This window comes from Heyndrickxia acidicola (assembly GCF_001636425.1).
Classification (GTDB): Bacteria; Bacillota; Bacilli; order Bacillales; family Bacillaceae_C; genus Bacillus_AE; species Bacillus_AE acidicola.
This window is the reverse complement of the sequence record NZ_KV440953.1, coordinates 4,509,503-4,535,874: the sequence shown is the minus strand read 5'-3', so window position 1 is coordinate 4,535,874 and position 26,372 is coordinate 4,509,503. Positions and strand designations below refer to the sequence as shown.

Here is a 26,372-nt window from a genome sequence, read left to right as displayed (position 1 = left end):
CACCATGCCGATTATGACATGACATGCGGTTTTACGCACAATTCCTTGCATGTTTAATTAGCCGTGGTTGTGTTTTTCTTCCTTTTGTTTATGCTTATCGTCATGTTTAGGTTTCTCTTCTTTTGGCTTATGATTATTATCTGCTTGATTGTGTTTTTCATCTTTTGGTTTATTTTTCTTATTCCCCTGCTTGTGGTTGTCTGCTTTTTTATTCCCAGATTTAGCATGAGATTTTGAATCGCTGCTTGGCTGTTTAGGTGGAACCTCGGCAGAATCCCCCCCTTTAATATACAGTTCGTTATTCACTTTGTAGACACTGCTTGGCTGTTGAAAGCTGCTTTTGTCTGTTCCTAACGCTTGCATCATATTCTTAAACATCAGCTGTGAGATTTTCGTAGTATCTCCAAGCATATAGTTGCCGGGACCATTTTTGGCATATCCAGTCCAAACCGCCATCGTATACTGCGGGGTATACCCAGCAAACCAGCTATCATTTGTCGCATTTGATGGGTATCCAAATTGTGCACTGGTTTTATCATCAAAATTTGTTGTACCTGTTTTTCCTGCCACATCCAATCCCGGCACCATGGCCGCCTTTCCAGTTCCGGAATTCACGACTGTCCGCAGCATATCTGTAATCATATACGCGGTGTATTCATGCATGACCTGTTTTGGCTTCGGAGTAAAATCCATCACTTTTCCATTGGGAAAGACTACTTTACTGACTAAATGCGGCGTGTTGTATACTCCGTTATTTCCAAAGGCACTGTAGGCCCCAGCCATCTCCAAAGGATTAACCGTATTGCTCCCTATCGCATTCGATTCATATACCGTATTATGATCAAAGGTAATACCAAGATTCTCCGCAAAGCTCTTTGCTTTGTCCATCCCTACCGCTCGAAGGGTAAGCAGGGCGGGAATATTGTATGAATATTGAAGAGCCGTTCTTATAGATAGCTTTCCATGATATTGATGATCCCAGTTTGAAATAGGCTGCCCATTTGAGTACGTCGTCTTCTGATCATTTAATTGATGCCCTGTAGACCATTCTAAATTTTCTATGGCAGGCCCGTAATCAAAGATGGGTTTAAACGAGGAACCTGGCTGCCGTTTCATATCAATCGCAAAATTGTTGCCCAGGAAAGAGGCTTTATAATCGTTTCGGCCGCTTCCGATTGCCCGAACTTCTCCTGTTTTTGTATCCAAAAATACAAAAGCTCCTTGAAAATTACCATTAGGATAAGAAACGATCGAATTAGTGTCCATCATTTTGTCCGCATAATCCTGTGCTTTTGGATCTAAAGTAGTGTATATAGATAATCCATCGGTGCTAATGTCTACATTCTTCAGTTTTCCTTTTACTTCTCTTACTGCAGCATCTAAAAACACCTCATACGGCATACCATGATGATTGGTGTTTGGTACAAGCCCTGCCGTTACAGGAACTTTCTTCGCTTCCTGCATTTGTTTCTTGGTAATGTACCTTTGTTTATACATGGAGCTTAAAACAACATTACGGCGATCCGTAGCAGCTTTCTTGTTTTCAGGTTGGGTTGGATCGTAAATGCTGGGACCTTGTGGAAGCCCTGCCAACATCGCCTCCTCAGGAAGTGTCAATTCATTCAGGTGATTGGCATCAATCCCATAGTAGGTTTTTGCAGCTGCCGCCACCCCATATGAACCGTCTCCAAGGTAGATTTTATTTAAATACATCATTAAAATTTCTTGCTTTGAATACTTTTTTTCCAGCTGAGACGCCAAGCTCCATTCCTGTACTTTTCGCGTTATTGTTTTCTGAGGGGTCAAAAATGTGTTCTTGATCACCTGCTGTGTAATCGTACTTCCGCCCTGTGATCCGAAGTGCCCCGTTAAATTCTCGAAAATGGCTCTGACCGTTCCTTTTATATCGATACCACCATGTTCATAAAAATGTGCATCCTCCGTAGCAATGAATGCATGCTCCATCGTTTTTGGAACTTGAGCATACGTAATTTTTGTCCGGTTTTCTTTTCCATATTCAAAAAGGAAATTCCCATTCTTATCATAAAATTTAGTTGAAAGCGGATCGACCAGTTTTGAAGGATCTAGTTTTGGCGCTTTCTTCATCATTGCACCAATTGATATAACCCCTATACCAACGGAAAGCACAAAAAGCACCAAACAGGATATGAATACTTTTTTTAACATAGATCCTTTTTTGGCCAATTTATTACTCTTATGCTCATTATTCTTTTCCAGTCGTTTTCGTTCTTGACGATTACGATATTTTTCTTCTGACATTCAAATACTCTCCCAGGCGTAAGGTTATCGTAGCTGATTTAAATAATATGCTTTTAACACTTACGTATTTCTTATTGATGAGTTTGGCAATTAGATAGTTGTTTATTATGCAAAACCCGTATATATCGGATTAAAGAAGTATTGATGCAATAATCCTCTTGGTCTCCTTTTGCAATAAAGTACTTGCGCTGTATAATCTTTTCTATAATTTCTTGTAATACCTCTTCTTTTTCCACTTTCAGCTCTTTTATGATAATTTCTTTTTTAATATCATTTTCTAAAGTGTAATAAACAACAAATTCTTTCAAATTAACCCTCCCTTAATCTTATACTCTAACGGAAAGCCTGCTTTGAATTTAACCTCTCGAAATGATATAAGGTGTGCAAATACTCTTCATTCTACCCACCTGCATTTAAGGTAAGCGTTGTTTTTATACGTCCATTTTTAATAATTCAGCATACATCCCTCATAAAAAAAAAGGAAACCATTCCAGAATGATTCATAGGCTTCATAAAAATTCTTAAAGATACCTATATCCAAATCCTGTAAACCTATTGAAAACAATATCCTTCTTTGTACGTTCATATTCATGCGTAAAAAATCTACTATTTATGGGGGTAAGAGGTCATCTTTTCCTTGACGCCTTACTCTAGTTGGATAAAAGTTTCTTCTTTGATAAAGCTCTTTTCGTAAACTTTGTTGCTATTAGACACTGAAATATCACCTTAGATATATATTCAGAATTAAAACTTGTGAATAGCATACGAAAAGATGCCACGAAGACAGACAACGCACGGAATAATCCTTTGTACGTAAAGCAACATCTATGGGAAAACAGCCTTTGATAGATACAGATAAATCCATTGCTGCGGGGTTTTCAATCTGGTTGCAGACAAACAAAAAGCGAACCGTCACCAGTTCGCAAGTTATGTTTATATTTTTTTCGAATTACTCTGCAAGAACACAAGATTAACGAAGATACATCTCCTCATTTTTTCCAAACAGAGCGTAAAATTCCAGAAAAAAATCTGTCTCCCAAGAAAGAACACCTGAGTTTAGCGGGAAAAATAACAGAGCCTTTAAATTTATTAGTATCGTTTTTTTCGATTGCGCAAAAACGCAGGAATATCAAGAGATTCTTCCGTTAGCTCTGCGTATCTATTATTGTATGGAGCCTGTTCATCTTGGTGTTTCGAATCGTATTGTATTTGTTGTGCAGGCAGTTCCCTTTGATATGGATTCGTTAGCTCTTCCTTTAATGGCCGGGTAGGCGTTTCCAGAGATGTACCATCTTGTTCATTGAATCCTGTGGCAATGACAGTAATAATGATTTCATCGGTTAAGTTTTCATTAATGGCCGAACCAAAAATCATATTTAACTCCTCGTGAGAAGCAGAAGCCACGATATCCGCTGCCTCCTGCACTTCATAAAGACTTAAATTGCGGCCGCCTGTGATGTTCATGATTACACCATGCGCTCCATTAATAGAAGTTTCAAGCAGCGGACTATTTAAGGCTTTCTGTGCCGCTTCAACAGCACGATCTTTACCCTTGCCAGTGCCAATCCCCATTAAAGCTGTTCCTTTATGAGACATGACCGTTTTAACATCAGCAAAGTCAAGATTAATTAAACCTGGTACAGCAATTAAATCGGAAATCCCCTGAACCCCATGACGAAGCACATTATCCGCTTCACGAAAAGCTTCTAGCATAGGGGTTCTTTTATCAATGATCTCCAATAACCGATCATTTGGAATAATAATTAAGGTATCCACTGCCTCCCTCATTGCGTTAATTCCACTGATTGCGTTTGTTGCACGCTTACGTCCTTCAAATTTGAAAGGACGTGTTACAACCCCAATTGTCAGGGCACCAAGCTCACTGGCAATTTTTGCAATAGCAGGGGCTGCACCAGTGCCTGTACCGCCGCCCATTCCGGCTGTAACGAAAACCATATCTGCACCTGCCAACACTTCTTCAATTTGCTTTTTGCTTTCTTCCACAGCCCTTTTTCCTATTTCAGGGTTGGCGCCCGCTCCTAAACCTCTTGTTAATGCTGCACCGATTTGCATTGTAATTCCTGCTTTTGATTGATTAAGAGCTTGAGCATCAGTATTAACGGCAATGAACTCTACACCGCCGACACCATCCTCAATCATACGGTTTACAGCGTTGTTGCCTCCTCCTCCAACACCAATAACTTTAATCGTTGCGAATTGGTCGATAACCGTTTCAAAATCTAACATGATGATCCCTCCTCTTTTATCCATCTCCATGATTTTTTACGTTTTTAAAGGTATCAGAAGTACTTCTTCATATTATTCGAATTCTTATATATCTTTTTTGGGGAGGCAGGATAATTTTGTAAAGATTCATTATGATTAACATTAAAGGCAGATGATATTGTTCATAAAAAGCACATAAAAATGCCTCTGCACTTTTCATAAAGCGCAGAGGCATTTTTTGTTTAATAGTAGTACGCCCTCGGCAGGAATCGAACCCACATCTTAAGAACCGGAATCTCACGTGCTATCCGTTGCACCACGAGGGCAAGTCCGTCACTAAAATAGTATAATAGAAAAAAAGAGATATTGCAACTCTTTTTTCGCGTTTAAAAAGTTAAAATTCTGGCTAATATGTTTAAAGTATATTTAAGGGCTGTTGCATACAACAGGATCGAATTTTTTTATAAAAACCAAATTGATTTGTTTGACCTTAATTGACCATTTGGTGTATGATAACATTACATAAGGAGCAATACATTCCTTAAATGTTTCAGTTTTCCTTTATAGGGAAAAAACTAGATTAGCTATGCCTTGCCGCTAACTGGAAAGCGGACAGGAATGAAAAAAGGAGGAGAAAGTATATGAACTTAATCCCTACAGTTATTGAACAAACAAGCCGCGGAGAACGTGCATATGACATTTATTCCCGCTTGTTAAAAGACCGTATTATTATGCTTGGAAGCGCCATTGATGACAATGTGGCAAACTCTATTGTAGCACAATTGCTATTCCTGGAGTCTGAAAATCCTGAAAAAGATATCTCCATCTACATAAACAGCCCTGGCGGCAGTATCACGGCTGGTATGGCGATTTATGACACTATGCAGTTTATTAAGCCGGATGTCCAAACGATTTGTATCGGAATGGCTGCATCTATGGGTGCATTCCTTCTTAATGCAGGAGCAAAAGGCAAGCGTTATGCACTTCCAAACAGTGAGGTTATGATCCATCAGCCACTTGGCGGTGCACAGGGTCAAGCAACAGAAATTGAGATTGCTGCTAAACGTATCCTTTTCCTTCGCCAAAAGCTGAACCAAATCATGTCAGAGCGTACTGGCCAGCCTCTTGAAGTGATTGAAAGAGATACAGAGCGCGACAACTTCATGGTTGCTGAAAAAGCAAAAGAATATGGTTTAATCGACCATATTATCAGCCGCAATGAGCTGACTAATAATAACGATAAGAAATAATACCAATTGCGAAGCCTGCCATACAACCATGGCAGGTTTTTTTATTTGAGTCTGTCATTTTTCGCAATAATATATGTTTGATACATTTTTACTACAGTCTTTTCAGAGGCTTTGGCTGTGCTTTGCATTTTCTTGCTGGTTGATTTCCGCTTCAGACACTTGCTTTCCGCGGGCGGCCGTGAACCTCCTCTTCGCCTTGCTCCTGCGGGGTCTCTCCCTTTGGCCAAGCTTTTCTCGCAGCTTTCGATTCAATCAACTTTGGATTCAAATTATATTGGAACATAACATGAACATTGGTTGCGTTCTGGTCTTCCTGCTGGTTGATTTCCGCTTCAGGCACTCGCTTTCCGCGGGCGGCCGGGAGCCTCCTCTTCGCCTTGCTCCTGCGGGGTCTCCCTTTGGCCAGCTGATCCCGCAGGAGTCTCGTGCCTTCCGCTTCAATCAACTTTAGATTCAATTCACCAACAAGCTTTGCTGAGACTTCGATTGTGCTTAGCACCATCCACCTGTTGATATTCCAATGGGGCTATGGTAAAAAAGACGATTCACGTTTAAGTGTTAAGGGTTCCGTATTGATTTGCTTTTTGAATAAATGATAAGAGAAATGACGTATGAATGGGCATAGTCATTTTGGAGGCCATTTAGCATTTCATTGCGCCAAAGAAGAGGTTAGAGAAAAAAGAGGATTGGCGAGTTTCTGAACATACATTTTTTTAGATAGATGAATGTTCTGCAATCTCAAAAACATTTCCAAAAGGGTCTAGAAAGGCGGCATATCGAGCTTCAGTAGGTTTTTCGTGTAAAAATTTAATACCCTTCGACTTCATTTCATAAAACTTTTTCTCAATAGAATCTACGTGGAACACTAACACTGTTCTAGCTTCGTTTGAATAATCTCCCACCTGCCCATTTTTTTCACACTTAAACGCAACAAGTTGTGTACCTTCTAATTGAAAAATTAATTGATTGTTCTTCTCCGATATTATAGGCATCCCCAGTAGAGTAGAATAGAACCTTTTTGCTTCTCGGAGATCTGAAACAAATACCATCACATATCCTAATTTCATTTAGTATTCCTCCAGTTTAGATTTAAAAAGAACCCTTTTTCTTTTCAAGCTAGCCTGCAAGTTAGTTGAATAATGTACAAGTTAATTATAACCTAGCCGATATAACAGTTTCAGAATATTTAGCACAAAAAAGAAACTCGTCAAAACTAACGAGTTTCTTTTAATTTTCATGTCATTTCGCTTGTCATTAAACCCCTTATTTTTGAAAAAGCACCTCAAAACGGAACCCTTTACGTTAATGTACAAATCGTCTTTTTTGCTCACTTAATAATAACAAATATGAAATGTTAAAAATCAACATCATCCCTTCGTTAAATTCTTTACGAAAGTTCGTTTATCCTCTTGGTGAGTTCTTTGAATCTAAGGTCAAGCTTTTCATAATCTTTATGACTGGGGCTAATAAAACTGAGCTTGCCCAGGACTTCTTGTCTTTCTGTTTCAAGTGTTAAACGCAATTCTTCTCTATCATCTCTTTTCGGTAAAGATTCTTTCCTATTTAATCGCTTAATAATGCTGTTATTTGAAAAAACCAGCTTCGTGTTTGTGATTTTCCCCAGAAAGTAGCGATCATGCGATACGACTAACAGCGTACCGTTATATTGTTTTAGTGTCTGTTCGAGCTGTTCACGGGAAGCCAAATCGAGGTGGTTGGTTGGTTCATCCAGAATGAGTACATCTTTTTCTTCAAGAATATATTTCATTAACTTACACTTCACACGCTCACCCATGCTCATATTTCCGATAGGCTCTGTCCACTGAGATTTGATGAATCCTAAATGCTTCATAAAGTTTCGTACGCGGCCTCTCGCTTCAAAGGACTCTTGCTCGAATAACTGTTTGGGTGTTTGATCAAGAGGCAAATCAAATACTTCTTGAGCTAAATAGCCGATATGTGCTGAAAGAGAAACCCAAATATCGCCTTTAGCAGCTGCTTCTTTTCCAACTATCATGTTCAAAAAAGTAGTCTTGCCACTGCCATTTGGTCCTATAACGGAGACCTTTTCGCCATGCTGTATCGTAAAATGAACATCTTTAAAAAGCGTTCGTCCTTCAAAGGACTTTTCGACATGTTTAACTTCTAAAAAGCGTTTTCCTATCTTGGGATTTGCCTTAAAGGAAAATTCCACCTCGTATTCAGGCTCTGGAGCATCCACTTTCATCTTTTCAAGTTCTTTTTCAAGACGCTTTTGTTTCGATTTTACTTGTGAATCCATTCGTTTAGCCTTTGCACGATAGTATTCTTTAAAGCCATCCTGTTTTGTAGATTGTGCGTGGGCTGATTCAGACCATGATGTTAGTTGTTTCATTTGACCTTCAATGCGTTCTATCATCTTTTGCTGCTTCTCATATTCACGCTGCTGTGCAAGTCTGTTCCTTTCTCTAAATTCCATATAGCTCGAGTAATTGCCCTTATGACAAATGAGCGTTTTATTTTCTATTGACCATATTTTCGTGGCAATTTTATCTAGGAAATAACGATCATGTGATACAAGGAAAATGGTACCTTTAAAATCGGTAAGCTGTTTTAAAAGGAGGTCAGTACTTTGTTCGTCCAAGTGATTAGTCGGTTCGTCCAGCAATAAAATGTCGGCATCTTTGGCTAGGCCTTTTGCAAGCCGTGCTTTTAATCTTTCTCCCCCGCTTAAATGAGAGAAGCTATGGGTCGGAACCTGCCATTTCTTTAATAGTGCTTCTTCTTGAGAGGATATCTCATTAAAGGAATATGACTCGGTTTCTTGTTCAACCATTGTGATTGCGAGGTCATTTTGCAAGTATTTTATGTGTCCCTCTGTTGGTGGAAATTCTCTGTTCAATAATTGTAATAAAGTCGATTTTCCAGCGCCATTTTTCCCGATGATTCCGATGACGTCATGATGCTGGACATTCGTATTTATATTTTCAAAAATAATGCGGTCCTGAATTTCAACTTTTATATTTTGTAATTGCAATAGTTCTAGCATAAAGAATCATCCCTTCTTTTACAGGGAGAAAAAAATCCTCCCAAATCAGCTTGGAAGGATTAGTCAAATCTCATTTTTACCGTACTCAAATAAGCTATCCAGCCTTGCAGCTAAACAGCATAAAAAGAAAAATGGGCAGACTAATCCTAAGTTTTTAGTATCTGAAATATACAATTTCAAATGTTAAAAATTAGGTTAGTTATCCATTGTCCACCCATCGTTCCTTTCGTTTATAAGTGTAAATTATTTTAACACTACTCAGATAATTTTGCAATATACAATTTTCTGAACATTGACTTTCAAGCAACTGCTGACTTCATTTAATTGCAAATAAAATGAATGTTTAATTTTTAATTCACCGTAAACATCCAGGTAATTCCATATGTATCTTTAACAGAACCGTGAAGCTTTGAAAAGAATGTTGGCTGAAGATCCATATGTACATTCCCATCTTCTTTAAGCATATTCCAAGCTTTAATAGCAGCCTCCTCAGAGTTGAGCTCAACACTAATGCATACGTTTTGCCCTTGTTTAATATCACTGCTGCTATCAGAACCCATGATGTAACCATTTTCCGTCAGTTTTAATTGTGCGTGCATAACAAGGTTTTTATCGCTTTCAGCCACAGGAAATTCAGGATGTGGAGGCATATCGCTATATTTTTGCATAGCCATTAATTCGCCATCAAAAGCCTTTCGGTATAATGTAAAAGCTTCTTCACATTTCCTGTTAAACATTAAATAAGGTTTAATCATCATCCATTCTCCTTTGTCCATTAAAATAGATTTAACTGTAATGTGCTTACATTGCTTACATTGCTTCCATATGGAAATGAGCCATGACAGTCTCCCATTTGATTATACACGAACACTAGTTCTATGCACAATAAAAACATTCTTGATTTTGATTACTGCTTGTAACAAAGCCAACAAATAAATGTTTGCCAAAGTTTATAAAAAATATAAGGATTTGTTACATTTCTTTACTGTGACGGGGGCTGAAGCAGGCGTTCCAAACAAATGAGCTAAACAAAGGTTTTAGCAAGAAAAATGCCCAGAGATCATCCTCCGGACATTTTTACTTTACCCTTTATGAGCTTATTTACTTTTTGTTTTTGTCGAACCGTTTGCACAAAAGGACAGGATAAAGAGTTCGCTAATTGCAAACCATTCCCGTGCCGCGCAGGTATGTATTGCTTTCCTGCTTTCCTTCACATATCAGCGTTCTTCGATATATTTTGCCAGCGCCTCGATTGCTTCCTGCTCATCCTGCCCATCCGCTATCAGCGTAAGGGAAGATCCTGTTCCTACTGCAAGACTCATTAATCCCATAATACTTTTGGCATTAATTCTCTTGCCATCCTTCTCCAAAAAAATCTCTGAATTGAAACGGTTTGCTTCTTGAACAAATAGGGCAGCCGGCCTTGCCTGCAAGCCGGCTTTCAGCTTTACTTCCACTTGTCTCTCCAACATTTTCTACACTCCCTTTTTAACTCTTCCTTTTTTATTCTGTAACCGCTGCCGTAATCCCTTCACCTGCACGCAGTTTATCTGCAATTTCATCAATTTTGCGCAGCCTGTGATTGATCCCTGACTTGCTGATGTGGCTTCCTGAGACCATTTCTCCCAATTCCTTCAATGTTACATCTTGATGGGCAACCCGTAATTCAGCAATTTCCCTTAATTTATCCGGTAAAACCTGCAAACCGACAGAGCTTTCAATAAAACGAATGTTTTCTACCTGGCGGAGAGCAGCGCCAATCGTTTTATTTAAATTAGCTGTCTCACAGTTTACCAAGCGATTCACGGAGTTTCGCATGTCCCTTACAATTCTAACATCCTCAAAACGAAGAAGGGCACTATGGGCACCTATAATATTTAAAAACTCGGTAATTTTCTCTGCTTCTTTTAAGTAAGTGATAAAACCCTTTTTTCTTTCAAGAGTCTTACTATTTAAATCAAAAGAGTTCATCAGTTCACAAAGTGAATCATTATGCTCCTTATAAAGCGAGAAGACTTCTAAGTGATAGGATGATGTTTCCGGATTATTAACAGATCCTCCTGCAAGAAATGCCCCTCTTAAGTAAGAACGCTTGCAGCACTTCTTTTTAATCAAATTCGGAGAGATATGATGGTTAAAAACAAAGCCCTCTTCAAGAATCTGCAAATCCTCTAATATTTCTTTCGCTTTGCTTTTTAATCGCACAATATACACATTGTTTTTCTTTAAACGCATTTTCTTTCTGACTAAAAGCTCAACTGGTGTATTGTATATTTTTTTAATCAGTGTATAAATCCTTCGGGCAATGGCTGCATTTTCCGTTTGGACGTTCACTACCAGAATCCGATTGGAATACGATAAGGAACCATTCATTCGAATGAGGGCAGAAAGCTCTGCCTTCGCACAGCAATCCTTTACCTGAAGATTTGTCAGCTCCTTTTTTGTTTCAGATGCAAATGACATGCCTGACACCTCCTACATAGAGACTGCTCTCTCTATTTCAACTAACGGCTATAATCGCAAAGATGCTGAAAGGGAGAAATCCTTTCAACGCTTTGTCTAAAGCCTTGATTTATTTAGAAATTCATGATGTATAGAAAAGAGTTTTCGCTTAAATTGCTGCTTTTCGTCCATTATAATAAAGCTTAGATACGCAACCTGGGAATTTTTCTGTTTTTTGTTTTGCAAAGGCTGTTTTCGCATAGATTGTTGCTTTTACGTATAAATTCGGTATGCTGTCTGTCTTCGTGGCATCTTTTCGAATGTTATTCACCAGTATGATGACTGACTTCTATGTTTAAGATGGTATTTTTGTGCCCAAAAGCAACAAAGTTTACGAAAAGAGCCTATGCAAAAGAGCCTTGGAAAAAGCCAGGCCAAAAATGGCATCCTGCTATTTATTTATAAAAGAATAAAGAATTTTTGCCACTTTATCTGTATCGTGGCGAATATATCCGTCTCTGTACGTAACGAATTCCTCGTAGATGACGTTAACGCCAAGCTCTATAAGGCGGTCAACATCATATACCACGGGCTTTGCCAATTCTTCCTTATAACGCTCTTGAATCAATTCCGGAACCTCTTCATTATTTACGAGAATCGTATCAATGCACCTGTTGCCCATATGGTCATAAATGGCCTGAACGTGGTCGCTTGCCGTATAGTCGAGCGTTTCTCCCGCTTGTGTCATGAGATTGCAAATGTATACCTTTTTGGCTTTTGCCTTGCACACCTCATCACCAAGCTTCGGAACAAGCAGATTTGGCAAAATACTAGTATAAAGACTGCCAGGTCCTATCACAATGAGATCTGCCTTTTTGATTGCTCTAAGCGTCTCTGACAACGGATTAATGGCCTCAGGCGTCAAAAAAACCTTCTTAATTTTTTTGTTTGCCTGGGGGATTTTCGATTCTCCTGTAACAATGCTTCCATCCTCCATTTCCGCATGGAGAAAAACACTTTGATTGGCGGAAGGAAGGACTTTTCCGTGAACATTTAACACCTTGCTCATTTCCCGTATGGCATGTACAAAATCACCAGTGATAGAGGTTAAAGCAGCAATAATCAAATTGCCTAGCGAATGTCCGGCAAGTTCATTGGCCGTTTGAAAACGATGCTGGAACATCTGTTCAATCAAAGGCTCTACATCTGACAAAGCTGCCAGAACATTTCGAATGTCACCTGGTGATGGGATATCCATCTCGTTCCGGATTCGGCCGGAACTCCCGCCATCATCTGCAACCGTAACGATTGCAGTAAGGTCAATGGGATATTTCCTTAATCCTCTTAATAATACAGGCAATCCTGTACCGCCGCCGATAATGACTACTTTTGGCTTTACGTCAGCTTTCATGATGCTGTTCCTTTCTTTTCTTTATATCACGATGAGAAATCTTTGTATTATAATCCTGTTCAAAGTAATGGCCGAGGTATTCCGTTAAAGCAACCGAACGATGCTGGCCTCCTGTACAGCCAATTCCTATCACAAGCTGGCTTTTTCCTTCACGCTGATAATGCGGAAGCATAAACGCCAATAAATCCGTCACCTTTTCCAAAAATTTGCTCGTCTCGTTCCATTTCATTACATATTCCGAAACCTCTTCATCCAGCCCTGTTTTCGGCCTCATAGACTCTATATAATAAGGGTTTGGTAAAAACCGAACATCAAAAACCAGATCTGCATCAATCGGAATTCCATGCTTAAAACCAAATGACATGACATTCACTGTAAAAACTGGCTGCTTTTCAGCAGAAAACTCTATTAATATTTTTTCTCGAAGCTGTCTTGGAGACAGCTCTGATGTATTATAAATAATTTGGGCACGGCCCTTAAGATCTTCAAGGAGGCTTCTTTCCTGCTGAATCCCCTCTAGAGGAAGTCCTGATGGAGACAGCGGATGCATCCGGCGTGTTTCTTTATATCGCCTTACTAATACAGAATCCTCAGAATCTAGGAATAAAATTTTTGGTGATACCCATGACGTTTCTGTCAAACTGTCTAACGCTTTGAATAAGTGATCGAAAAATTCCCTTCCCCGTAAGTCCATTACAAGGGCCACTTTGTTCATTTTATTATTTGAATCCTTCATCAGCTCTAAAAATTTCGGAAGTAATGTAGGAGGCAGGTTATCTACACAAAAGAAGCCTAGATCTTCAAAGCTCTGAATGGCTACTGTCTTTCCTGCACCAGACATGCCTGTGATGATGACCAATTGTACGTTATTTGAACCTGTGCTCATTTCCATTCCCCCATGAATGCATTTTTTTCCGCATATTTCTGTCGATGTCTATACTGTGGCTGGGCCCTGATTGGTTAGCACCCTTAGCTAGGGTCTAAGCGGTAGGATAAAAGCTCAAAATCAGGCGTATACGTAAAGTTTCCATAAATCATTCCTTTACCATGTATCACATAATCAAGAATATGATAATCGCCTTCTGCCATCTCCAAATCCTTCAAGTTTTGAATGGAATGCCATGAAAGCTTTCCTTCATCAGATTGATCAAATTGGGCTCCGTCTCCGCTGTTCGCAATAAACGTAAACATCATCCATTCCGAAACAATTTCTGCCCCATCCTTAATAACAAACGTGAAAACACCTTTTAGCGAGGGCTGGCGCAAATAAATGCCTGTCTCTTCTCTGTATTCTCTAATAACAGCCTCGCGAATGGACTCGCCCTGTTCCATCTTCCCGCCAGGAGCCACCCACCAGCCCCGCCGCGGTTTTTGCAAGAGCAAGACCTTTTCATCATGTATAAAAACACAGTTCGTCACGCGCTGCATAACATCCACCCCGTATTCAGTAAAAATAACTATAGATAAGATATCAGAGAAGAAATCAGTTCATTCTCTCCTTGCAGCAGGAAAAAGAACATATCGTTCCTGACTCTACTGTATAGAGTGCTATTCACACTTCTCCCACTTTATTCTTATCCTTATATTATACTATTTTTCATAATGGCTAACAATGAACGCAATTTTATAATTCACCGGCATTCATTCAAAAAATCAGCTAATAACAGCTGAACCGCTTATTGTTATAAACCAAAAAAATAGCACAGGCATAACACCTGTGCTCAAAAGGGGTCTTTATTTAAAAAAGGGGGTCAATTTCATATTTATATAATAGCCCATTTTTGTTTCACTTCGATTACAACAAGGTTAAGAGCGAATTACGTTTTGGAAAACTTTGCACTTTTTATTTTGCGTTAAGTTTTTCTTGAAGTGTTTCAATATAGTGCTGAGCACTTTGTGCAGCAATACTTCCGTCACCTGTTGCCGTTACGATTTGACGAAGTGTCTTTTCGCGTACATCACCCGCCGCAAAAATGCCGGAGATTTTTGTTTCCATGTCATCATTCGTTTCAATATATCCGTGTTCATTGGTAATGCCCAATGCTTCAAACGGTTTAGAAAGCGGATCTAAGCCGATGTAGATGAAAGCACCATCCGCTTTAAACTCTCTTTCTTCCCCATTTTCAGTTGAAACGAGGGTAACGGAGCCTACTTTTCCATTTTCTTCGTTAATTTCCTTCACGGTTGTATTCCAGATGAAATCAACCTTTTCGTTAGCAAAAGCACGATCCTGAAGGATTTTTTGAGCACGAAGCTGGTCCCGTCTGTGAATGATGGTTACTTTGCTGGCAAAACGGGTTAAGTAAACACCTTCTTCAACAGCAGAATCTCCGCCGCCTACCACCACAAGCTCTTTATTTTTAAAGAATGCCCCATCACAAACAGCACAATAGGAAACGCCCCGTCCGCCGAGCTCACTCTCGCCTTTTACGCCAAGTTTTCTGTATTCCGCTCCGGTTGTAATAATGAGGGCACGGGTTTTATACTCTTTTGTCCCTGCTTTTACAATTTTGAACTCTTCACCATCTACAACTTCTTTAATATCCCCGTATGCATACTCAGCACCGAATTTTTTCGCATGCTCGAACATTTTATTTGAAAGCTCCGGTCCAAGAATAGACTCATAGCCTGGGTAGTTTTCTACTTCTTCCGTATTCGCCATCTGGCCGCCCGGAATTCCACGTTCAATCATCAAGGTAGCAAGATTTGCCCGGGATGCATATACAGCTGCTGTCATCCCGGCAGGACCTGCACCTATGATGATGACATCATAAATTTTTTCCTCTGCCATTTCAAACACTCCTTCCATATAAAAACCGCTTTCCATGAGGTTACGGTTTTTAAAACAAGCACTTATAGTATTTCCTGCTCTCTACATCCTATAAGACGAATGGTTCTTCGTCCACAGATTTGCTCACTGATACAAATCCTTTATCAGCTTGACGTATTTTTGCAGTGTAGAAGCAGAAATTTGGTACATTCCAGCTATCTCCTGCTGCGTTTTTTTCTCGCCGCGCAGCTTGTACCATTCGTACTCTACAGCTGCTGCACAAGCCCTCTCATTCGAAAAAGACCGGCCTTCCTTAAGAGCCTGCAAAAAGATCGAGAACCACATCAGGAAGAGCCCCGAGAAAAAGGAACTTACCGGCTGGTGCTGCTCATAAAGCTTCAATGCAATTTGATGGCCCTTTGCAATGTTTCCATCCGGATCAAAATGGTCCTTAATATTGGCGTCAAGGACATTGGCCAAATAGATTTTTTCCGTCAAAGTGAACTCGTCCAGCTGTTTGAAGTCTGGATGGGCTATGATATCCTGCTTTTTGCGGGATAAAGACAACAGAAAAATGCCAAAAAGCCTTTCCTCCATATATTCACTTTTTAACTTTTTTAAAATCGAGGTAATATGGCCTTCAAACCCTGCATCCCTGGACCTTTTCTCATTCCATGGTTCGTGGCCTTCTTTTTCCGGACTTATTTCCAAAAGGATTTTCCAGGCATTTTCAGCAGCCAGCCTGTGTCCTGTATGGTATGCAGAAATGGAGTACCAGTAATAGAAACCTGCATCACCATCAAACCCCATTCTTCTCAGCTTATTAAGCCACATGTAGGATTGTTCGTACTGGCCAAGAAGCGCAAAGGTCGCTCCCAGCTTATACTGATGTTCAATAAGGATGGGCTGTACCTTTGCCAATCCTTCCAGAAGCTCGTCCAGTTCCTCGTCACGGCGCTGATGGTAGAGAAAAACAGCAATATTGCAAAGAGCATGCAAATTGCCAGGATTTTTCTTCAGAAGATCTTCCAAAACTCCCGCTGCTTTATCCATATCACCGAGATAAAAATATCCGAGAGCTAAATTATTGTAGGCTGACCAGTAATCAGGATAGCTTTGAATGATTTCCTGAAGAATTTCTATCGCTTTGCCGAAATTTCCGGATTCAAGTAATTCTCTGGCTTTTTCCTGCTGGACAATAAGCTCATCCTGGTCGTCTATCGGGTAGTCGCCGGCTTCCTCTGTATTTATGATATAAATCAAATCCTCTGCCTCTTCGGTAAATTCCCCAAGCGGATCCTGTTCCAGATATATTTTGGCATGCTTATGGGCATCACCAAACAGCCCTAATTCAGCGTAATTATTAGCCATGAAATAGTGGCATTCCGACATCCTTGGATCAAGCTCTTTCAGGATGGAATGAAGCAGGTCATTCGATTTTTGATATTCCTCTAAATGCATATAGACTAATGCAAGCTGGCAGGCAATCATGGGCTCAAAGGGCTCAAGCTGCGCTGCACGCTGCAAGTATTTTTTCGCTTTTTTCAGGTCATGGCGGTGATAGGCATTGATTCCTTTATTAAAGTAATATTCACCTGTTGGTAAAAAGGAAACGACTACACCCTTTTCCTGAATGGCTTTTGAGTCTTTAAACATAAAAGTCCCTCACAAATGAAACATGATTGATTAAGGCTTTTTCAAAGCTTAGTTGCATGACGTGCAGATAAACCAGCAAAATCCCCTATGCCGGCTTCTGCAAATTGGGCAAAAAAAATCCCATGTCCAATGTACAAAAAGCAACAATGGATGCGAGAACAGCCTTTTTAAAACAGCCTTGGTTATTGTAGTATAACATAGAATCCCCCAATGATTAACAGGCAATGATAGTTATTTTATCAGGTCCCTGCCACAAGCATTAGGAACGGCGGTTTTCATTACCCGGCAAACAGTTTTGGCGTGCTTTCATTTCTTCTGCTGTATAAATAATCTTCATCGGGTTGCCTCCAACGAAAGCTCCTGCAGGCACATCCCTGTGAACGAGAGTGCCTGCCGAAATAATGGCACCGTCTCCTATTTCCACTCCCGGCAGAATCGTCGAATTCGCTCCAATCATGACTTCGCTTCCAATTTTCACATCCCCCAGCCGATATTCCTGAATTAAATATTCATGGGCTAAAATCGTGGTGTTATAGCCAATAACGGTATTGCGTCCCACTGTTATTTTCTCAGGAAACATTACATCCGGCATCACCATCAGCGCAAAGGAAGTTTGCTCTCCCACTTTCATACGGAGAAACCTTCTGTACATCCAGTTTTTCATCGCTAATGAAGGCGTATATCTTGCTGCCTGAATCACGATAAAGTTTTTCACAACCTTAAAAAAAGGAACCGTCTTGTATACATGCCATAATGAATTAGCCCCTGTTACAGGATATCGCCGGGTCCTTCTCATGCATGCTCCACGTTAAGATATTCGAGAATGTCACTCATTTTTTCAAGGATAAAATCCGGTTCAAAGCTAGCAATATACTCTCTTCCCTTTGCAGACCAAGCTACCCCTGCTGTAAGCGTACCCGCATTCTTACCTCCAAGAATATCATGCTTGCTGTCTCCCACCATGATGGATTCCTCCGGCTTCGAGTCAAGCTGTTCTAATGCCTTTTGCAAAGGCTCGGGATGAGGCTTTGCATGAACCACCTCGTCAAGGGAGATCACCACATCAAAAAATTGATCCAGCTGTGTAAGCTTAAGTCCCTTCATCACAGTTTCACCAATTTTAGTAGAAACAATGGCAAGCTTATATCCGCTCTCTTTTAAGGATTTTACCGTTTCAAAGACACCCTCAAATTCCTTCACCAGCGAATCATGCTGAGCATGGTTAAACATTCTGTAGCGCTGAATCATCGCTTCCACCATTTCCGGGGCAATAGAGGTAAAGGTTTCAGCTAAAGTCGGCCCCATAAATGGCAGTACATCCTCTCTTGCATATTTTTCAGGATAATAATGATTTAACGTATGTAAAAAGGATTGGATGATCAATTCATTCGTATCAATAAGCGTTCCGTCTAAATCAAAAAGCACTGTTGTTATTTTTCTGTCCATTTCTATGTACCTTCCTTTAATCTTTGTTGATATCTTCCCTTATGATAAAACTTTTACCATAAAAAAACAAAGTCTCTGATCGTAAAACTTGCTGCAATTGGAGGTGCTGCGCCAAAACCAACCTGCAGGATGACCAGGGCACTTCCCACTTCTCTCTTATATCCCAATATAGATTGATATCCAAAGTTGATTGGAGCGGATGGCACGAGACTCCTGCGGGATCAGAGAATTTGGGGAGACCCTGCAGGAGCACAGCGACGAGGAGGCTCCACAATCGCCCCGCGGAAAGCGAGTGCCTGCAGCGTAAATCAACCAGCAGGGTGACCGGAGCACTCCCCATAACTCAATTAGAGTCTGAAGTAAGGACTCAAACCAATGTTGATTGAAGCAGAAGGCACGAGACTCCTGCGGGATCAGCGAATTTGGGGAGACCCCGCAGGAGCGCAGCGACGAGGAGGCTCCACAATCGCCCCGCGGAAAGCGAGTGCCTGCAGCGTAAATCAACCAGCAGGAATGATTAGGGCACTTGCCATATCTATCTTAAATCTCATGTTGACCGGTAACTAAAGTTGATTAATGCAGAATCCTTTCACATCATCTGCCAAAATAAAAGAAACCGGCATATGCCAGTTTCTACTCTAAAATTATGGATTAGTCGGTGCCTTTTCGGCAGCTTCAATAGAATCATTCCGATACGGCTCAGCCGCCATACCCGTTTTCCTCCTAACGATAATCAGGACGGTACCCACAACAATCAACACAATGGATACCACTTGTGCAATCCGTAAAAAGCTTGTCAGCATCAAGCTGTCCGTACGCATACCCTCAATAAAGAAGCGGCCGATTGAATACCAAACCAGATAGCTTAAAAAAACCTCTCCTCTACGCAGATTAGCTTTATTTCTTAAAAGGATTAAAATGATAAAACCAGCTACATCCCAAACAGACTCATACAAAAAGGTTGGATGATAATAATGGCCGTTAATATCCATTTGGTTAATAATAAATGCCGGCAAATGCAAATTCTCAAGAAATTGACGGCTGACTTCCCCGCCATGGGCTTCCTGATTCATGAAATTTCCCCAGCGTCCAATACCTTGCGCAAGAATGATGCTCGGCGCAGTGATATCTGCAAGCTTCCAAAAGGACATCTTTTTAATCTTTGAAAAAATAATAGCTGTAATAACTGCGCCAATGAGGCCGCCGTGAATGGCAATACCGCCGTGCCAGATTTTAATGATTTCACTTGGGTGCTGTGAATAATATGGAAACTCGAATGATACATAATAGATACGTGCACATATAATAGCGATCGGAATGGCCCAGATTAAAAGATCCGGGATAATATCCTTATCGAGGCCCCTTCTTTGAGCTTCCCGCATGGCCAGGATCAAACCGATTGCAATTCCGCAGCCAATAATAACGCCATACCAGTGCACCTCGAGTCCACCTAAGTGAAGCGCAATGGGATTAAGCGGATGTGATCCAGAATTCATTGATTGTTCTCCTCTCTATACAAAGCAATTCCCAGGCTTAACAAGCAAACTGCTTTCCCCCTAAAATCCCCTCATTTGATGATTATCTATCACCATCTTCAATGACATCTGCGAGCTTCTCGGTAAACTGCTGCGCAGCATTGACCCCCATTTTTTTAAGGCGGAAATTCATTGCCGCCACTTCAATAAGAACGGCAATATTTCGTCCAGGACGGACAGGAATCGTAATTTTCGTCACATCACTATCAATAATTTTCATTTTCTCTTCATCAAGCCCCAGACGGTCATACTGTTTATTTTGATCCCAGATTTCAAGGGAGACAATCATAGAAATCCTTTTATGTGAACGAACAGCTCCTGCCCCAAACATCGTCATAACATCAATAATGCCAAGACCTCTAATTTCAAGCAGGTGTTCAATCAGCTCAGGAGCATTGCCGATCAGTGTATCTCCATCCTCCTGGCGAATCTCTACACAGTCATCGGCTACAAGTCTGTGGCCTCGCTTTACAAGCTCAAGGGCTGCCTCACTTTTTCCGACGCCGCTTTTACCCGTAATCAAGACCCCAACGCCATAAATGTCCACAAGCACACCATGAATAGCAGTAGTCGGTGCAAGTTTGAATTCCAAATAGTTGGTCAACCTTGAAACAAAGCGGGTTGTTTTCATCGGTGTACGCATGACGGGTACGGAGTATTCCTCAGATGCTTCAATCAGCTCTTTCGGCACCTCCAAGTCTCTCGAGATGATGATAGCCGGTGTAATATCATCGCACATCTTTTCCAAACGAATTTTACGATCCACGGAATCCAGCTGCTCACTAAAGGATATCTCGGTTCTACCCAGCAATTGAATCCGATCAGCCGGATAATGCTCAAAGTATCCGGAAAGCTCCAGTCCAGGACGGGAGATATCGCTGGTAGTAATAGTACGGTGGACTCCCTCCCCTCCACTGACTAACTCAAGATTGAATTTTTTAATAATATCTTCGACGCGAACTTTTGCCAAAGGGATAGTCCTCCTTAAAATTAAAAATGAATATATCCTGTCTTTGTACCAGCTTAAAATTTTACTGAATCAAAGGATTTATTCTATGCTTTTGGGGCATTTTTTCGAATGCTGCAGAAATCATTCAAGCACCAGCCGACTGGAAACTTGAAAATTCCCAATAGGATTTCCATTTTATTTTATCATTTCTACTATCTACAAAACCAGTCCCTATAAAAAAGCTTTCCGGGTATCCTGACACAGTCCGGATTTCTATTATAGCATTGTACCGAATATTTTTGAGGGCGCAGCTTTGTGACTAATAAAAATGGATTGGAGGATGATAGAAATGAAAATTGTGCTGGATGCCGGACATGGACCCGATACCCCTGGTAAGAGAAGTCCTAATGGGCTTAAAGAGTTTAGCTTTACAAGCGCAGCTACAGATTATACACGTGAAATATTGGAGACCTATCAAAATGTGAGCGTTTATTTTGCCCATTCCAAAAAAGAGGATGTCCCACTGTCTAAACGTACAAACCTGGCAAACCGTCTTGGAGCAAATTGCTATATTTCCATTCATGCCAATGCTGCAGGAGACGGAAAAGACTGGAATCAGGCAAACGGCATCGAAACATTTGTTTACCTTTCCAAGCCAAAGGAAGCCCTGTCGCTCGCATCAGCAATACAACACTGCATCATTCAAGCATCCGGCCTTGCCGACAGAGGTGTAAAGCGTGCGGATTTTCATGTCCTGAGGGAAACCAACATGACAGCGGTTCTGGTTGAGTGCGGGTTTTATACAAACAAAAAGGAAGAGGCATTGCTCTGCTCGCCGTCCTATCAAAAACTTTGTGCAAAAGCGATTGCCGATGGAGTGGCGCAGGTTTATTTCTTAAAGCCGCGTTAACATTAGAATTGTGAGCAAGGACAAGCAGGTTAAAGTGTGAAGAGAACTACGAAAGGAGATCAATAATTGAAATAAAGAAAAGGACAGCGGCCTGCTGTCCCTTTTTCTTATCTTTTGCTTCGCGATTGAAAAAACATGTGCTGAATAACAACGTTCACGACTGCCATGATCACTGCTACCAGAAATGCGACCCCAAAATTAGTCATGTCAAAGCGGCTTCCCATTAGTTTATCCGTTATAACTAATGTAAAGGCATTAATGAATAGCAGGAAGAAGCCGAGGGTAACAATGGTAATCGGCAGTGTGAGAATGATTAAAATGGGACGAACCAGCAGGTTCAATATAGACAAAATAAAGCTTGCTTCTAAAGCAGCACTGAAGCCATGAACTTTAAAACCCGGGAGATATCCCGCTATAGCGATGAACAGGACAGCGTTAATTAAGATACTTAATAACCATCTCATCGTTATACCTCTTCATTAGGGATGATAAAGATAGAAAGGACATAAACGAGAAAGCCTGGAACAAATGCAGTGAATGCCAATACCAGGATAAACACAATTCTCAATAGATTGGCGTCGACATTGAAATAATCCGACAATCCTCCAAACACTCCCGCAAGCTTTCGATTCGTTCGTGACCGTGTAAGTTGTTTCATACTATTTGCCTCATTTCAATTTTACTTGGTGCTGAAGCATGGTTCATGTATCCCTTTTTTGAGAGCCTACTTAATGTAGATAGAACCTGTTTTTGTATCTGCAAATAAATGGACTGGCACCTCGGTATGTCCGCTTCTGTTAAAACGAAGCTGTTTTTGGACAATTTCTTTTTTCTCATCCAGGACTTCATAGCCCTCCAGATCAATTTTATAATTTCCAAGATTAGACTTACATTCTCCTTCTACGGATATATCCGCAGGCAGATAGATCGATATGGACCCGGTTACGGCTTTTGTATGAATCGTGTCCATCATTTCCTCGCCAAGCGTACAATTAATATTCCCATTAAAGGTTTGAAGATCCGTAGAAACAAATTTCCCTTCTACATCAAGGCTGCCATTCATCGTTTCTGCAGCAAGTCTGCTCGCTTTGCTGTTAATGATCGTAATTTTCCCATTCGCCGTTTCCGCTTCCATCTTTTCAGATTCCACATCTGATAGCTGTATTTTTCCGTTCGCGGTTTTTACCTTCATGTCCTCTGCGTGAATCCCGTCAGCGCTAATGCGTCCATTAAAGGTGCGGATAGATGCTTTCTCGTATGTCTGCCTCGGAAGATATACGACTGTGTCTGTCTTGATCCACTTTGATTGTGTCGTAAAACGAAGCTTTTCATTTTCAATTGCATAATAGCTATTTTTTATAAAAGTGCTTCTGGCTTCTTCCCTGTCATCGGTTCTAAATACTTTAACCTGACATTCAATTCGAACATCCTGCTGATCCCACGGCTTTACTTCTACATGTCCATTTGCCACATCGATATCAACTCTGTTAACAATTGCATTCGATTGCTGGAACACATGTGGAAATTCAACAGATTGATTCAGCTGCAGATCAAAGTCTTTGACTTTCTTTATAGCTGTGCTGACCAGGTCCAAAATTTTATCCTTTGCCCCGGCAAATTGGGCAAACTGTTTTTCATCAAATGAGGATTTCCCGCTTCGTGCATATTTTTCCTCACGGGTGCTAAATTCCTCCTCTTCCTGCTGTTTCTCCTCGAACGTTTCTTCCTTTTCTTTATAGGAGGCTCTTGACTCGGGAGCAGGATTTCCTTTTTCACCCGCTTCTTTGTCAAGGGCTTCCAGCAATGTTAAAGCCTCCTCTGTAGAAAGCTTTCCGTCCTTTAAAAGATCCAGTATCCTTTTACGCTCTGCCTGCATAGATGATTCCTCCTTATTTATCGTTATCTCTTATACGTTTTATACTTATAATTGTTTCATGCTTAGTGAAAAATCACGTTGGTGTACCTCCATTATAATGGTTCTTTTCAGGATGTCATGTAAAACCATTTATTAGGATTGTTTTAGCCTTCTCTTCCATATCCTATGACCCTTATTTAAGAATTAGGTTTGCCTGAATTGAATTTTCCAAACACGATATTTTGGCGGCTTTGGTAACCTTTCTCCTGCGGGGTTTTCCTGACACGCTTCAATCACTTTAGATTGAGTTCTAATTCAGGCATTGGTTGTGCGTTAATCATCCTGCTGGTTGATTTCCGCTTCAGCACTCGCTTTCCGCGGGCGGCCGGGAGCCTCCTCGTCGCAAGCTCCTGCGGGGTCTCCCTTTGGCCAGCTTTTCCCGCAGGAGTCTCGTGCCTTCCGCTTCAATCAACTTTGGTATCAAATCAACAAGAGGATGCAAGAGAGACTTGGGAAGTGCACTGATCATCCTGCTGGTTCAGTTCCGCTTTAGGCACTCGTTTTCGTGGCAGGCTGGGAGCCTCTTCTTCACTATGCTCCTAATGGGGTTTCCCTACCACCCTGATCCCGCAGGAGTCTCGCGCCTTTTGCTTCAATCAATTTTGGTATCAAATCAACAAGAGGATGTAAGAGAGACTTGGGAAGTGCACTGATCATCCCGCTGGTTTTTATTCCTCACAATGATTTTTGTGTAATATAACATATTTTTTTAAAAAGAGCTTCTCATAAGAAAATGAAAAAAGCCTGAATGAGATCTTGCTTAAGATTCATTCAGGCTTTATAAAGGGTTACTTCAGCTTATTTTGCTGCTGTTAAGCTGCTTCCCAATCGTTTTTTTAGTGTTTCTTCCCTGTACTTCTTCTGTTCTTGAGCAGACATTTTCTTGAAGTCCTTTAGGAATTGGCTGTAATGCGGAAGGACTTCCTCCACTGATCCATATTCCTTTACTTCCCCATACTCAATCCAGAGCGTTTTTGTACAGAAATCCTGTACCTGATTTAAAGAGTGGCTGATAAAGAAAATGGTTTTACCACGCTCTTTGAACTCATCCATCTTGGCCAAACATTTATCAGTAAAGGTTTGGTCACCAACAGACAGCGCTTCGTCAATGATAAGTATATCGGGATCGATATTGACTGAAATGGCAAAACCAAGCCTTGATTTCATCCCGCTGGAGTAGTTTTTAACCGGCTGGTCAATAAAATGGCCAAGGTCGGCAAAATCAACAATTTCAGGCTCGAGCTCGCGAATTTCTTTGCGGTTGAAACCGAGCATTAAACATTTCAATTCGATATTTTCGCGTCCGGTTAAATTGTTATTCAATCCGGCATTTATCGCAATTAATGCTGCCTGTCCTTTTATCTCAAGCGTTCCTGCACTTGGCGGAATAATTCCGGAAATGATATTGGACAGAGTGGATTTCCCCGAACCATTTACTCCGACAATCCCGATAACATCGCCTTCATTGGCTTCAAAGCTAATATCTCTAAGCGCATAGAAGTCATCTCCATATCCGCCAGGCAAGATCAGGTCTAGCAGCTTTTCCGAATCCTTTTTATACATTTTATATTTTTTAGCAATATGCTTAACGACCACTGTTTTGCTCATAGTCTTCACTTCCTGTTTTTTAAAAGGTTGTTTTCGTATAAGATGGCACATGGCCTCAATATGGGCTTTCCCAGCGCCATTTTTTATTATAAATTATTCTTTCTAAATAACGGTACAAAATACAAAAGCAGAAGAACCTTATAAATAGTCGACCAATCTATCTCTGAATTTCATATGGAGAACAGAGCCGATCCATAATAATACCAATAGTACTGCCCAGAAATATAGAGTGTAAAACCAGTGATCGACGAAATACCAGCTTTTCCCTAAAAGGCAATTCCGATATCCTTCAATAATATAATACAATGGGTTCGCCTTCATCAGAATGACAATCCACTTACTCATACCTGTTTGGACCCATAATATCGGTGTAATGTAAAACAATACCCTCATTAACGACTGAACAATCTGATGAACATCCCGTACAATCGTTGACAGTGTAGAGGTAATAAGAGCCAGAGCAAACAAAAGCAGAATCGTTGCCACCATGTAATACGGCAGTGCCAGATAATGCACAGACACATGATACCCGTAAAACTGAAGGATGATTATAATAATGGCTAGCAGCATTAAATGCTGATAAAATTTCGCGAAAATGACGTATGTTGGGATGGCACTGAGCGGAAAGCTCATTCTCGATATCATTCTCAGCCTGCTATAGACAGATCTGGATCCTTCTATAATGGAAGGATTGATAAAAAACCAGACAACGATTCCCGCGATCAGCCAGGCAAAATACGGAACATGCCCTACATGTTTTCCTGCACGTATCCCGTATCCGAATACAAACCAGTAGATGCCAATTTGGATCATCGGATTTAATATAACCCAAAAAAGGCCTAACAAATTATCCTTATTATCACTTTTCATTTCATACAAAGATAACCTGTTAATTAAATAAAAATTAGTAAACTGTTCCTTAATGACCGTAAATAAAGACTTCATA

Annotated in this window: 27 protein-coding genes, 1 tRNA gene and 1 pseudogene; 3 read left to right on the top strand and 26 right to left on the bottom strand. The window is 40.6% G+C overall.

Going from position 1 to position 26,372, the window contains the following annotated elements:
- Positions 1 to 57 precede the first annotated feature (57 nt).
- The 4 genes from A5N88_RS21055 to A5N88_RS21040 form a co-directional block, all read right to left on the bottom strand.
- Entirely contained in the window at positions 58 to 2,280 is a 2,223-nt protein-coding gene (locus tag A5N88_RS21055) for a transglycosylase domain-containing protein (protein ID WP_066269686.1), read from the bottom strand.
- Between the two features lie 71 nt (positions 2,281 to 2,351).
- Positions 2,352 to 2,588, bottom strand: a complete 237-nt coding sequence (locus A5N88_RS21050; RefSeq protein ID WP_066269684.1) for a hypothetical protein — start codon at positions 2,586 to 2,588, stop codon at positions 2,352 to 2,354.
- A 781-nt stretch (positions 2,589 to 3,369) separates the two neighbouring features.
- Positions 3,370 to 4,527, bottom strand: coding sequence for a cell division protein FtsZ (gene ftsZ / locus A5N88_RS21045; protein WP_066269683.1), 1,158 nt, complete (start codon positions 4,525 to 4,527; stop codon positions 3,370 to 3,372).
- 233 nt (positions 4,528 to 4,760) lie between these two features.
- A tRNA-Arg gene (locus A5N88_RS21040) sits at positions 4,761 to 4,832 on the bottom strand.
- Between the two features lie 306 nt (positions 4,833 to 5,138).
- Here A5N88_RS21040 and clpP point away from each other — a divergent pair.
- Positions 5,139 to 5,756 (top strand): annotated as a pseudogene (gene clpP / locus A5N88_RS21035) (ATP-dependent Clp endopeptidase proteolytic subunit ClpP); the annotation flags it as partial.
- 151 nt (positions 5,757 to 5,907) lie between these two features.
- On the opposite strand, the gene A5N88_RS21030 reads toward clpP, so the two are convergent.
- The 14 genes from A5N88_RS21030 to A5N88_RS25225 form a co-directional block, all read right to left on the bottom strand.
- Positions 5,908 to 6,258, bottom strand: coding sequence for a hypothetical protein (locus tag A5N88_RS21030; protein WP_066269680.1), 351 nt, complete (start codon positions 6,256 to 6,258; stop codon positions 5,908 to 5,910).
- 211 nt (positions 6,259 to 6,469) lie between these two features.
- Complete coding sequence (locus A5N88_RS21025) at positions 6,470 to 6,823, bottom strand: VOC family protein (RefSeq protein WP_066269679.1); 354 nt, start codon at positions 6,821 to 6,823, stop codon at positions 6,470 to 6,472.
- 320 nt (positions 6,824 to 7,143) lie between these two features.
- Positions 7,144 to 8,784 (bottom strand): ribosomal protection-like ABC-F family protein, encoded by a 1,641-nt coding sequence (gene abc-f / locus A5N88_RS21020; protein WP_066269677.1) that lies wholly within the window; start codon positions 8,782 to 8,784, stop codon positions 7,144 to 7,146.
- A gap of 350 nt (positions 8,785 to 9,134) precedes the next feature.
- Positions 9,135 to 9,539, bottom strand: coding sequence for a VOC family protein (locus tag A5N88_RS21015; RefSeq protein WP_066269675.1), 405 nt, complete (start codon positions 9,537 to 9,539; stop codon positions 9,135 to 9,137).
- Between the two features lie 462 nt (positions 9,540 to 10,001).
- Positions 10,002 to 10,256, bottom strand: a complete 255-nt coding sequence (locus A5N88_RS21010) for an HPr family phosphocarrier protein (RefSeq protein ID WP_066269673.1) — start codon at positions 10,254 to 10,256, stop codon at positions 10,002 to 10,004.
- A 31-nt stretch (positions 10,257 to 10,287) separates the two neighbouring features.
- Positions 10,288 to 11,247 carry a DNA-binding protein WhiA gene (gene whiA, locus A5N88_RS21005; protein ID WP_066269671.1) on the bottom strand — a complete coding sequence of 320 codons (960 nt, stop codon included), beginning with the start codon at positions 11,245 to 11,247 and terminating at the stop codon, positions 10,288 to 10,290.
- Positions 11,248 to 11,677: 430 nt separating this feature from the next.
- Complete coding sequence (locus tag A5N88_RS21000; RefSeq protein ID WP_066269669.1) at positions 11,678 to 12,637, bottom strand: gluconeogenesis factor YvcK family protein; 960 nt, start codon at positions 12,635 to 12,637, stop codon at positions 11,678 to 11,680.
- The gene (gene rapZ, locus A5N88_RS20995; RefSeq protein WP_066269667.1) at positions 12,627 to 13,523 is read right to left on the bottom strand and encodes an RNase adapter RapZ; all 897 of its coding nucleotides are present in this window, start codon (positions 13,521 to 13,523) and stop codon (positions 12,627 to 12,629) included. Before rapZ ends, A5N88_RS21000 begins: the two co-directional genes overlap by 11 nt.
- Positions 13,524 to 13,606: 83 nt before the next feature.
- Positions 13,607 to 14,065, bottom strand: a complete 459-nt coding sequence (locus A5N88_RS20990; protein WP_066269665.1) for an NUDIX hydrolase — start codon at positions 14,063 to 14,065, stop codon at positions 13,607 to 13,609.
- 415 nt (positions 14,066 to 14,480) lie between these two features.
- Positions 14,481 to 15,428, bottom strand: coding sequence for a thioredoxin-disulfide reductase (trxB, locus tag A5N88_RS20985; protein WP_066270754.1), 948 nt, complete (start codon positions 15,426 to 15,428; stop codon positions 14,481 to 14,483).
- 123 nt (positions 15,429 to 15,551) lie between these two features.
- Positions 15,552 to 17,063 (bottom strand): tetratricopeptide repeat protein, encoded by a 1,512-nt coding sequence (locus tag A5N88_RS20980; protein WP_066269664.1) that lies wholly within the window; start codon positions 17,061 to 17,063, stop codon positions 15,552 to 15,554.
- Positions 17,064 to 17,322: 259 nt separating this feature from the next.
- The gene (locus A5N88_RS20975; RefSeq protein ID WP_066269663.1) at positions 17,323 to 17,859 is read right to left on the bottom strand and encodes an acyltransferase; all 537 of its coding nucleotides are present in this window, start codon (positions 17,857 to 17,859) and stop codon (positions 17,323 to 17,325) included.
- The gene (gene ppaX, locus A5N88_RS20970) at positions 17,856 to 18,509 is read right to left on the bottom strand and encodes a pyrophosphatase PpaX (RefSeq protein ID WP_066269659.1); all 654 of its coding nucleotides are present in this window, start codon (positions 18,507 to 18,509) and stop codon (positions 17,856 to 17,858) included. Before ppaX ends, A5N88_RS20975 begins: the two co-directional genes overlap by 4 nt.
- A gap of 53 nt (positions 18,510 to 18,562) precedes the next feature.
- Positions 18,563 to 18,715 carry a hypothetical protein gene (locus tag A5N88_RS25225; protein ID WP_157090748.1) on the bottom strand — a complete coding sequence of 51 codons (153 nt, stop codon included), beginning with the start codon at positions 18,713 to 18,715 and terminating at the stop codon, positions 18,563 to 18,565.
- A 169-nt stretch (positions 18,716 to 18,884) separates the two neighbouring features.
- Here A5N88_RS25225 and A5N88_RS25220 point away from each other — a divergent pair, with 169 nt between their 5' ends.
- Positions 18,885 to 19,076 (top strand): hypothetical protein, encoded by a 192-nt coding sequence (locus tag A5N88_RS25220; RefSeq protein ID WP_157090747.1) that lies wholly within the window; start codon positions 18,885 to 18,887, stop codon positions 19,074 to 19,076.
- 77 nt (positions 19,077 to 19,153) lie between these two features.
- On the opposite strand, the gene lgt is transcribed toward A5N88_RS25220, so the two are convergent.
- Both lgt and hprK read right to left on the bottom strand, forming a co-directional pair.
- Complete coding sequence (gene lgt / locus A5N88_RS20965) at positions 19,154 to 20,005, bottom strand: prolipoprotein diacylglyceryl transferase (RefSeq protein WP_066269657.1); 852 nt, start codon at positions 20,003 to 20,005, stop codon at positions 19,154 to 19,156.
- Positions 20,006 to 20,087: 82 nt separating this feature from the next.
- Positions 20,088 to 21,014, bottom strand: a complete 927-nt coding sequence (gene hprK / locus A5N88_RS20960; protein WP_066269656.1) for an HPr(Ser) kinase/phosphatase — start codon at positions 21,012 to 21,014, stop codon at positions 20,088 to 20,090.
- A gap of 328 nt (positions 21,015 to 21,342) precedes the next feature.
- Here hprK and A5N88_RS20955 point away from each other — a divergent pair, with 328 nt between their 5' ends.
- Positions 21,343 to 21,903: an N-acetylmuramoyl-L-alanine amidase family protein gene (locus A5N88_RS20955; RefSeq protein ID WP_066269654.1), complete on the top strand. Its 561-nt coding sequence runs from the start codon at positions 21,343 to 21,345 to the stop codon at positions 21,901 to 21,903.
- 107 nt (positions 21,904 to 22,010) lie between these two features.
- Here A5N88_RS20955 and A5N88_RS20950 read toward each other — a convergent pair whose 3' ends face one another.
- The 6 genes from A5N88_RS20950 to A5N88_RS20930 form a co-directional block, all read right to left on the bottom strand.
- On the bottom strand, positions 22,011 to 22,367 hold the full coding sequence (locus A5N88_RS20950) for a phage holin family protein (protein ID WP_066269652.1): 357 nt from the start codon (positions 22,365 to 22,367) through the stop codon (positions 22,011 to 22,013).
- A 2-nt stretch (positions 22,368 to 22,369) separates the two neighbouring features.
- Positions 22,370 to 22,561 carry a PspC domain-containing protein gene (locus A5N88_RS20945; protein WP_066269651.1) on the bottom strand — a complete coding sequence of 64 codons (192 nt, stop codon included), beginning with the start codon at positions 22,559 to 22,561 and terminating at the stop codon, positions 22,370 to 22,372.
- Positions 22,562 to 22,627: 66 nt separating this feature from the next.
- Positions 22,628 to 23,779 carry a DUF4097 family beta strand repeat-containing protein gene (locus tag A5N88_RS20940; RefSeq protein ID WP_066269649.1) on the bottom strand — a complete coding sequence of 384 codons (1,152 nt, stop codon included), beginning with the start codon at positions 23,777 to 23,779 and terminating at the stop codon, positions 22,628 to 22,630.
- A 312-nt stretch (positions 23,780 to 24,091) separates the two neighbouring features.
- Entirely contained in the window at positions 24,092 to 24,226 is a 135-nt protein-coding gene (locus A5N88_RS26225) for a hypothetical protein (protein ID WP_260525573.1), read from the bottom strand.
- Positions 24,227 to 24,616: 390 nt separating this feature from the next.
- A complete protein-coding gene (gene tagH / locus A5N88_RS20935) occupies positions 24,617 to 25,426 on the bottom strand; it encodes a teichoic acids export ABC transporter ATP-binding subunit TagH (protein ID WP_066269642.1) in 810 nt (269 codons plus the stop codon).
- A gap of 138 nt (positions 25,427 to 25,564) precedes the next feature.
- Complete coding sequence (locus A5N88_RS20930; RefSeq protein WP_066269637.1) at positions 25,565 to 26,371, bottom strand: ABC transporter permease; 807 nt, start codon at positions 26,369 to 26,371, stop codon at positions 25,565 to 25,567.
- Position 26,372: the final 1 nt, after the last annotated feature.

Bases quoted from the DNA above. Each gene is read 5' to 3' on its own strand.
- ppaX (WP_066269659.1), bottom strand. From the start codon at position 18,509: ATGGACAGAAAAATAACAACAGTGCTTTTTGATTTAGACGGAACGCTT.
- A5N88_RS20955 (WP_066269654.1), top strand. From the start codon at position 21,343: ATGAAAATTGTGCTGGATGCCGGACATGGACCCGATACCCCTGGTAAG.
- A5N88_RS25220 (WP_157090747.1), top strand. From the start codon at position 18,885: ATGTTGATTGAAGCAGAAGGCACGAGACTCCTGCGGGATCAGCGAATT.
- whiA (WP_066269671.1), bottom strand. From the start codon at position 11,247: ATGTCATTTGCATCTGAAACAAAAAAGGAGCTGACAAATCTTCAGGTA.
- A5N88_RS21015 (WP_066269675.1), bottom strand. From the start codon at position 9,539: ATGATTAAACCTTATTTAATGTTTAACAGGAAATGTGAAGAAGCTTTT.
- tagH (WP_066269642.1), bottom strand. From the start codon at position 25,426: ATGAGCAAAACAGTGGTCGTTAAGCATATTGCTAAAAAATATAAAATG.
- A5N88_RS20980 (WP_066269664.1), bottom strand. From the start codon at position 17,063: ATGTTTAAAGACTCAAAAGCCATTCAGGAAAAGGGTGTAGTCGTTTCC.
- A5N88_RS20940 (WP_066269649.1), bottom strand. From the start codon at position 23,779: ATGCAGGCAGAGCGTAAAAGGATACTGGATCTTTTAAAGGACGGAAAG.
- rapZ (WP_066269667.1), bottom strand. From the start codon at position 13,523: ATGAGCACAGGTTCAAATAACGTACAATTGGTCATCATCACAGGCATG.
- A5N88_RS20930 (WP_066269637.1), bottom strand. From the start codon at position 26,371: ATGAAGTCTTTATTTACGGTCATTAAGGAACAGTTTACTAATTTTTAT.
- ftsZ (WP_066269683.1), bottom strand. From the start codon at position 4,527: ATGTTAGATTTTGAAACGGTTATCGACCAATTCGCAACGATTAAAGTT.
- A5N88_RS20975 (WP_066269663.1), bottom strand. From the start codon at position 17,859: ATGAGAAGGACCCGGCGATATCCTGTAACAGGGGCTAATTCATTATGG.
- A5N88_RS20990 (WP_066269665.1), bottom strand. From the start codon at position 14,065: ATGCAGCGCGTGACGAACTGTGTTTTTATACATGATGAAAAGGTCTTG.
- A5N88_RS21030 (WP_066269680.1), bottom strand. From the start codon at position 6,258: ATGGTGCTAAGCACAATCGAAGTCTCAGCAAAGCTTGTTGGTGAATTG.
- A5N88_RS21055 (WP_066269686.1), bottom strand. From the start codon at position 2,280: ATGTCAGAAGAAAAATATCGTAATCGTCAAGAACGAAAACGACTGGAA.
- A5N88_RS20945 (WP_066269651.1), bottom strand. From the start codon at position 22,561: ATGAAACAACTTACACGGTCACGAACGAATCGAAAGCTTGCGGGAGTG.
- trxB (WP_066270754.1), bottom strand. From the start codon at position 15,428: ATGGCAGAGGAAAAAATTTATGATGTCATCATCATAGGTGCAGGTCCT.
- A5N88_RS21000 (WP_066269669.1), bottom strand. From the start codon at position 12,637: ATGAAAGCTGACGTAAAGCCAAAAGTAGTCATTATCGGCGGCGGTACA.
- A5N88_RS21025 (WP_066269679.1), bottom strand. From the start codon at position 6,823: ATGAAATTAGGATATGTGATGGTATTTGTTTCAGATCTCCGAGAAGCA.
- A5N88_RS20950 (WP_066269652.1), bottom strand. From the start codon at position 22,367: ATGAGATGGTTATTAAGTATCTTAATTAACGCTGTCCTGTTCATCGCT.
- lgt (WP_066269657.1), bottom strand. From the start codon at position 20,005: ATGAATTCTGGATCACATCCGCTTAATCCCATTGCGCTTCACTTAGGT.
- A5N88_RS21010 (WP_066269673.1), bottom strand. From the start codon at position 10,256: ATGTTGGAGAGACAAGTGGAAGTAAAGCTGAAAGCCGGCTTGCAGGCA.
- abc-f (WP_066269677.1), bottom strand. From the start codon at position 8,784: ATGCTAGAACTATTGCAATTACAAAATATAAAAGTTGAAATTCAGGAC.